Genomic DNA, 6,319 nt, shown 5'->3' on the forward strand with positions numbered 1-6,319 from the left:
CCGCTTTCGGTTGCTTACTTTTCCTCATTCATCATGCTGCGAATATAGAAATAGCCGACGAGGGAACATAGAACAAACATAAATACGGCGCATGCGCTGGAAATGCCGGTTTCAAAATAAACCGAAAACTGCTGCTGCATCGCCACCCCGAGCACTTGCGGCGCATTCGGGCCGATCAGGAACGGAGCCGTGAAGCTTCCGACAATACCCATCACGACAAACGTGGCAGCCACCAGCAGCGATTTGAACGACAAGGGAATGATAATGCGGGTAAACACTTGGATCTTCCCCGCTCCGACGTCCTTCGCGCTTTCAATTACGGCGTTCGGAATACCCGACAGCGCGGAACTAAGCAGCATGGTGGCAAACGGAATATGAAACCATAAATTGGCGAGCAGCAGCCCTTTGAAATCGAAGAGCACTTTCATCATCGGCTCATTGGTGAACAGCAGCAGGATGCGGGCCAGCCAGCCGTGATTACCGTACATATTCATAATTCCGTATGTCGCGATCACCGATGGAATGAACATCGGAATATAATAGAGACGTTCTATCCACTTCGCGAGAATGCCTGTACTAAACCGTAAAAACACGGCAAGCCCATAAGCAATGAGCAGCACCAGCACCGACGAAACCAGCGTCAAATAAAGCGTATATTTGATATTCGCCAGCATGGCGGGATCGGTAAACAGAAAGTGGTAATGCTCCAACGTAAGCCGGCCGTCGCTTCCGCTCAAGCTTTCCTGAACGGACGTGAAGATCGGCACCACAATCATCAAGAGCAGCAGTAAAAAGGACGGCAGCACCATGACCAGTCCGAGCGCGGAACGTCCCGCTCCGCGTCCGAACAAGGCTGGTCTTAACGATTTGCCGGTGACCAGCGACTGGGTGCTCATTGACCGGCGACTTCCTTCTGCCAGCGTTTCATCGCGTCGGCTTCCAAATCCCCGAGATTAAAGGAGCGGTAGTTGACGGACACGCCTTCGAACTTTTTCTTCAGATCGGCAGGCATATGCGACCATTCGATACCGGGGAAGCCGTAGATTTTATTGACAACCTCGGCCTGCGCTTCCGGACTCAGCACAAAATTGATGAAGTCGTAAGCCGCTTCTTTATGCTGGGACATGCTCGGTACGGCCAGTCTTCCCGGTCCGCCGGTAAATGCCGGCTCAATCTGTGCGAGCTTCGTCGTTTCGGGCAGCAGCTTTTTGTTGATTTGCTCCAGCGCCATATCGGACCAAGCCGGAATCATGTCCACCTCTCCGTTGGCGAGCAGGTCGAGCGTCCCTTGGTTTTTCTTCGGATATACGCCCTGCTGGTACATGTCTTTGGACAACGATTTGAGCAGCTCGAAGCCCGGGCCCCATTCCTGTTCAATGCCTTTATCTTCATTATGGATCGCCTCTTCCGGCAGAGACTTGTACAAGGCGGTAATCACGAACGAAGCGCCGGAACCGCCGGTAGCCGGATCATTGTAGGCGAATCGGCCCGGATGGTTTCGAATCCAGTCGTACAGCTCATCGAGCGTTTTCGGCGGCGTCGGCACTTTCGCGCTGTTATAAGCAAGAAGGACCGAGGAAGACCGGTAAGGCACCACTTTGTAGCCCGCATCCTTCATATTCGCCGGATTCATCAAGTTGAGATTCGGGATTTTTTTCTCGTCCAGCTTCTCGAAGACATTGTCTTTTTTGTCGGCGGCCAAATCAGACCCACCGTTGGCTTCGTACAGATCCACGTCGATCGTGCTGTTCCCCGCTTTCTTGGCGGCTACAATACGGTTCATGGTCGCCTGTTCGCCTTGTCCGGACGGAATAAGACGAGCTTGACCTTCACCTTGTCCTGTTTTTTCTCGTACATGTCTTTCAGATGCTTCCATAATTCCTGCACGTTTTGCGATCCGCTGAAGTAAAACGCAATTTCCGTCGTACCGCCGCTTGGCGCTGCAGCCGTTTCATTCTTGGCAGGAGCCGCGGAGTTAGCGCCGCCTCCCGCTCCCGCCGAACAGCCCGCCAGAAGCGTAAACGCGGATAGAGAAGCAAGAACGAGACCTTTACCCTTTTGCTTGAAACCGCCGAAATTGATACTCATGGTAGACATCCTCCTCGAAGTTGGGCCGGCAGCTATGCCGAAATTTTAGGATAAGCAGCGTGCTTGGCAAATGTAAGCGAGACCGATTGTCCGCCGGATAGCTCGACGGCTTCTTCCCGTGGCAGGAACATGCGCAGGACGCCCGCTTCAGTAAGCAGCGTGATTTCAGCGTAATGCCCGAGCACCATCACTTGCTTCACGGTAGCCGCCAGACCGGGGAACGACGCATCCTTCCATCGGACATCCTCCGGCCGAATCGCGACTACAACATCGCCGTGCAGATGTCTGGAATCGGGAAGCTCCAGGTTTTGCAGCGTGATGCTTCCGTTATGCGCCACCCCCTCCAGCATGTTCATGCGTCCGATAAAATTCGCAACAAACAGCGTCTGCGGAGCGTCATAGATGGCTTGCGGCGAATCGGACTGCTCAATATGACCGCGGTTCATGACGATGATCCGGTCGGACAGCGACAGCGCCTCTTCCTGATCATGAGTGACGAACATCATCGTCAGCTTTGTCGACGATTGGATTTCCCGGAGCTCCTCCCGGAGCTCTGCGCGCAATTTGGCGTCCAGCGCCGAGAAAGGCTCGTCCAGCAGCAGAACCGCCGGTTCCAGCAGCAGAGCTCTCGCCACGGCCACACGCTGCTGCTGACCGCCCGACAGCTCGGTCGGCCGTTTTTTCTCCGCGCCGGGCAGCCGAACGAGCTTGAGTGCCCGATCCACTGCTTCTTGAATTTGGTCCTTTTTCATTTTGCGGATTTTCAGGCCAAACGCCAGATTCTCGAACACATTCATGTGCGGCCATAGATTATAGCTTTGAAATACCATCGCGGTCGGACGCTTCTCCGGAGGCAAATGCAGCACGCTCTTGCCTGCAATCAGGATATCGCCCGAGTCCGGTTCCAGAAATCCGCCGACCGAGCGGAGTACCGTCGTTTTGCCGCAGCCGGACGGGCCCAGCAAAGTAACGAGCTCTCCATGATGGATATCGAACGATATCCCGGTCACGCCTTCGCCTGTTTTGTAACGTTTGGATAAATTTCGAATCGATAATTGGACTGGAGCCGTCATGGTCCTGCCTCCTTGCTATTTCATGGTGAAGCCGCTGGACATCACATCTGCGCTGACAAAGCGTCGTGACACCATCAGCAAAATAATGGTAGGCAGCGTCAAGATAATGGAAAATACGGCGCCGGCCGTTGCCGGATAATCTTGTACCGCTCCGTACATAATCAGCGGCATCGTTTTGAAATCGGGCATCCCTACCATAAACGTTCCTTGTGCTTCGTCCAAAGAGGACAGGAAGGTAAAGATCGAAGCCACAATAATGCCCGGCAGCGCCATCGGAAGCGTAATATTCCAGAACACGCGAAACGGCCCCGCTCCCGCGTCTCTTGCGGCTTCTTCCTGTGCCTGATGCACGCTCTTGAAGGAAGCGGCAGGAATCCATGTCATATACATCAAGGTGTTAATCACGTGAATAAGAACAACGCCCACAAAGGTATTCATCAAACCGACCTTGAAAAAAAGCACGGCGATAGCAACATATAAGCCCATTTTCGGAAACGCATTGGTCAGCAGGAACGAAAACAGAAACCAACGGCTGAACGGAAACCGAATACGCGCAAAAGCATAGGCCGCGGGGACGCAGATGACAATCGATAGCGCCGTTACGACGGAAGCAATCAGGAAAGACAAGCCAATCGATTTTAAAATTTCAGGCTGGGACAATACGAATTTCCACCAGGTCAAAGACCAGCTTTGCGGCAGCGCCGCCGGATACTGCCACTTTCCCGAAAAGGCAAGCAGCGCCAAATTGATTAGCGGTCCCAGAAAAAAGAAGATGAACAAGGCGAAGATGACAAACTCAACGATCTTTCTTTTTCCCAAGCTTTTGAAGTACCAACTCATGGAATTTTCACCTCCTTACGAAATTGGTATCGATACCAATTTTCAGAAAATAAAAAGCGCCTACCTCCACAGCTGACTCTGGTATCGATACCAATTTTGATCGAAACAACATATGCTTAAATTTTCAGCCTCCCTGCTTCGCAATTTCTATTTTAAGAATAGAAGACTATTGTAAAATTCAATCGATAGAATTGTTAACGGGAGTACATGATCTTTTAAATGATTTGTAAAAGGGGTTCTGAAAGCAGAAAACCCTCCAGATAACTGAAGGGCAGCTAAGATAAATAAACAAGATAAGCAGCGTAAAAATGGGAATCCGGCAACAAAAAGAACTCTTACCTTCTTATTTTGATAAGTGGAAGAAGGTTGACGTTGCCCTTTCTTGGTAAATAAAAAATAGATCAAGGTTAATGTAATAGCTCCAACAAATGCCTTTGCTGCTGCAAGTGTAACTGGAGGCACTTTAGAGATAATAATATCTACAAAGAAAAATTGTGAACCCCATATCAAGCTTATTGCTGTTAAAAATAAGATGCTTTTTATATTCACATTATATATCCCCTCTGCAATTTACATTCGGCTCGTCTAAGCTGAAAATGGTTTCCTTATTCTGTGCCTAACACGCCTGCCATGCAAAAAACGCTTACCGAGTCTCCTCACAGCGATGAGTCTCGAATAACTTCGAATCAATTCAGTGACCGCTACACTCATCACAATGGCAATGAGCCGTCAGCAATGTCGAATCACTCATTATGCATGGCGATCCTAAGCTGACGTGACACTCGTCGGCGCACCGCCCAGAAATGTAATGACGGCCTCATTAAATGCCACAGCCGAATCCACATTGGAAATATGCGCGGCGCCCTGGATCTCGATATAGCGCTCATTCGGAACGCGATCCGCCATGCGCCGGGAAAAAGCTGGCGGTGACATGCGGTCCTGCTCGCCTGCGATGAATAAGACGGGCATGGAAAGGGATGCCAGGCGCGTAGTCGCATCGAAGCCGACAATCCCCTCCGCCACATAGGCGAGCGACCGTCCGTCGGCCGTCGCCGCCAGGCCGTGCCAAACCTGATAGGTCTTCATCCCTTCCGCGCTTGCCCGGAAGGCTTCATTGACATTCATAGGCCAGATGCCTTCAAACCGCTTAACCGGCACCGTCTTCACCGCAGAACGTTCTAGCCCATCCTTCAGCCATGGTCCGGAACTCCTCCGTTGCCGTCGTATCGAAGCTGTTGGCGACGATGAGTTTCCCGACGCACCGAGGCTGTGTGAGCGCGATCTCGAGCGCCACCATTCCACCCAGCCACAGGCCGATGATGTCGGCGGATTCGATAGAAAAATGATCGAGAAGCGCAAGCACGTCCGCGGCGATGTCGGACACGCCGAACGCTCGGTCTAGCCTTGCCGAGGCACCGTGCCCAGCATGGTCCGGCACAATCACCCGAAATCCCGCTTCGACCAGCGGCGCTATCTGAGGCGCCCAGGCTCGCCCGGAATTGCTAATGCCGTGCAGCAAGACGACGGGACGACCGGCTCAAAATTCGATGAAATAATTCCGGCGGTTGCCATTGATGTAATAAGCCATGATTTCATCTTACCTCCTTGTATCAATTACGATATAATACCCCTTGCCCACTTAATTCTAATGGTGAGTACCAAGTGCTACAATAAATAGAAAGCACAACTGTATCGGTACAGTTGTGAGGAAGCCAAGTTTCATCTATAAATATTTGCAAAAGCAAATAACAGGCGTGATCCATAAAGCAAAGATCCCCCTGGGCTTGCGTATGCCGCCGCAAGCTAGAGCATCGATGTCCGATCGTTGCTGCCGTTACGCTGCGAGATACTGTGTGCAAACGGCCGTCATTGGCTCCGCCGGAAATCCCCGTGTTGGCATACGACTGGTGGCTCCTGGCTAAAAAAATGACAAAAAGGTCGTAAATTGTTGGCTGTTGAAGGGTCTCATCACTATAGTAAGGTTTTCGTAATCCCACAAGGATTCAGTAAAAAAAGAGCAGTTTGCCTAAGGCAACTGCTCTTTTTTGGGGTAGAATATGAGAATTCGGATAAATTCCGAAGATTATAAAAAAATAACCCCGAATGGGGTTGCTGCTTGGCGATGTCCTACTCTCCCAGGACCCTGCGGTCCAAGTACCATCGGCGCTGGAAGGCTTAACGGTCGTGTTCGGGATGGGTACGCGTGGTTCCCTTCCGCCATCATCACCAAACATAATCAAGGCTTGCACCTTGAAAACTAGATGCGAAATTTTTTCAACTTCTATCGTTAGCTTATGTTTTTGGATAAGCCCTCGACC

General features: G+C 51.3%; 8 protein-coding genes and 1 rRNA gene. All 9 read right to left on the reverse strand.

What is annotated here, in order from left to right:
- Window positions 1–14: 14 nt before the first annotated feature.
- The gene (locus tag QJ48_RS22455; RefSeq protein ID WP_193394482.1) at window positions 15–896 is read right to left on the reverse strand and encodes an ABC transporter permease; all 882 of its coding nucleotides are present in this window, start codon (window positions 894–896) and stop codon (window positions 15–17) included.
- On the reverse strand, window positions 893–1,783 hold the full coding sequence (locus QJ48_RS22460) for an extracellular solute-binding protein (RefSeq protein WP_237763020.1): 891 nt from the start codon (window positions 1,781–1,783) through the stop codon (window positions 893–895). Before QJ48_RS22460 ends, QJ48_RS22455 begins: the two co-directional genes overlap by 4 nt.
- The gene (locus QJ48_RS38905) at window positions 1,780–2,088 is read right to left on the reverse strand and encodes a hypothetical protein (RefSeq protein ID WP_237763021.1); all 309 of its coding nucleotides are present in this window, start codon (window positions 2,086–2,088) and stop codon (window positions 1,780–1,782) included. The genes QJ48_RS22460 and QJ48_RS38905 overlap by 4 nt, the downstream gene beginning before the upstream one ends.
- 32 nt (window positions 2,089–2,120) lie before the next feature.
- The gene (locus QJ48_RS22465) at window positions 2,121–3,161 is read right to left on the reverse strand and encodes an ABC transporter ATP-binding protein (protein WP_054975724.1); all 1,041 of its coding nucleotides are present in this window, start codon (window positions 3,159–3,161) and stop codon (window positions 2,121–2,123) included.
- 15 nt (window positions 3,162–3,176) lie between these two features.
- Entirely contained in the window at window positions 3,177–4,001 is an 825-nt protein-coding gene (locus tag QJ48_RS22470; RefSeq protein ID WP_054975725.1) for an ABC transporter permease, read from the reverse strand.
- Between the two features lie 147 nt (window positions 4,002–4,148).
- A complete protein-coding gene (locus QJ48_RS37035) occupies window positions 4,149–4,550 on the reverse strand; it encodes an EamA family transporter (RefSeq protein ID WP_157261719.1) in 402 nt (133 codons plus the stop codon).
- A 216-nt stretch (window positions 4,551–4,766) separates the two neighbouring features.
- Window positions 4,767–5,126, reverse strand: a complete 360-nt coding sequence (locus QJ48_RS38910) for an alpha/beta fold hydrolase (RefSeq protein ID WP_237763022.1) — start codon at window positions 5,124–5,126, stop codon at window positions 4,767–4,769.
- Between the two features lie 22 nt (window positions 5,127–5,148).
- On the reverse strand, window positions 5,149–5,520 hold the full coding sequence (locus QJ48_RS38915; RefSeq protein WP_237763023.1) for an alpha/beta fold hydrolase: 372 nt from the start codon (window positions 5,518–5,520) through the stop codon (window positions 5,149–5,151).
- 595 nt (window positions 5,521–6,115) lie between these two features.
- Window positions 6,116–6,232 (reverse strand): 5S ribosomal RNA (rrf, locus tag QJ48_RS22480).
- Between the last annotated feature and the right edge of the window lie 87 nt (window positions 6,233–6,319).

This window comes from Paenibacillus sp. A3 (genome assembly GCF_001399685.1).
In the GTDB taxonomy this organism is placed as follows: domain Bacteria; phylum Bacillota; class Bacilli; order Paenibacillales; family NBRC-103111; genus Paenibacillus_G.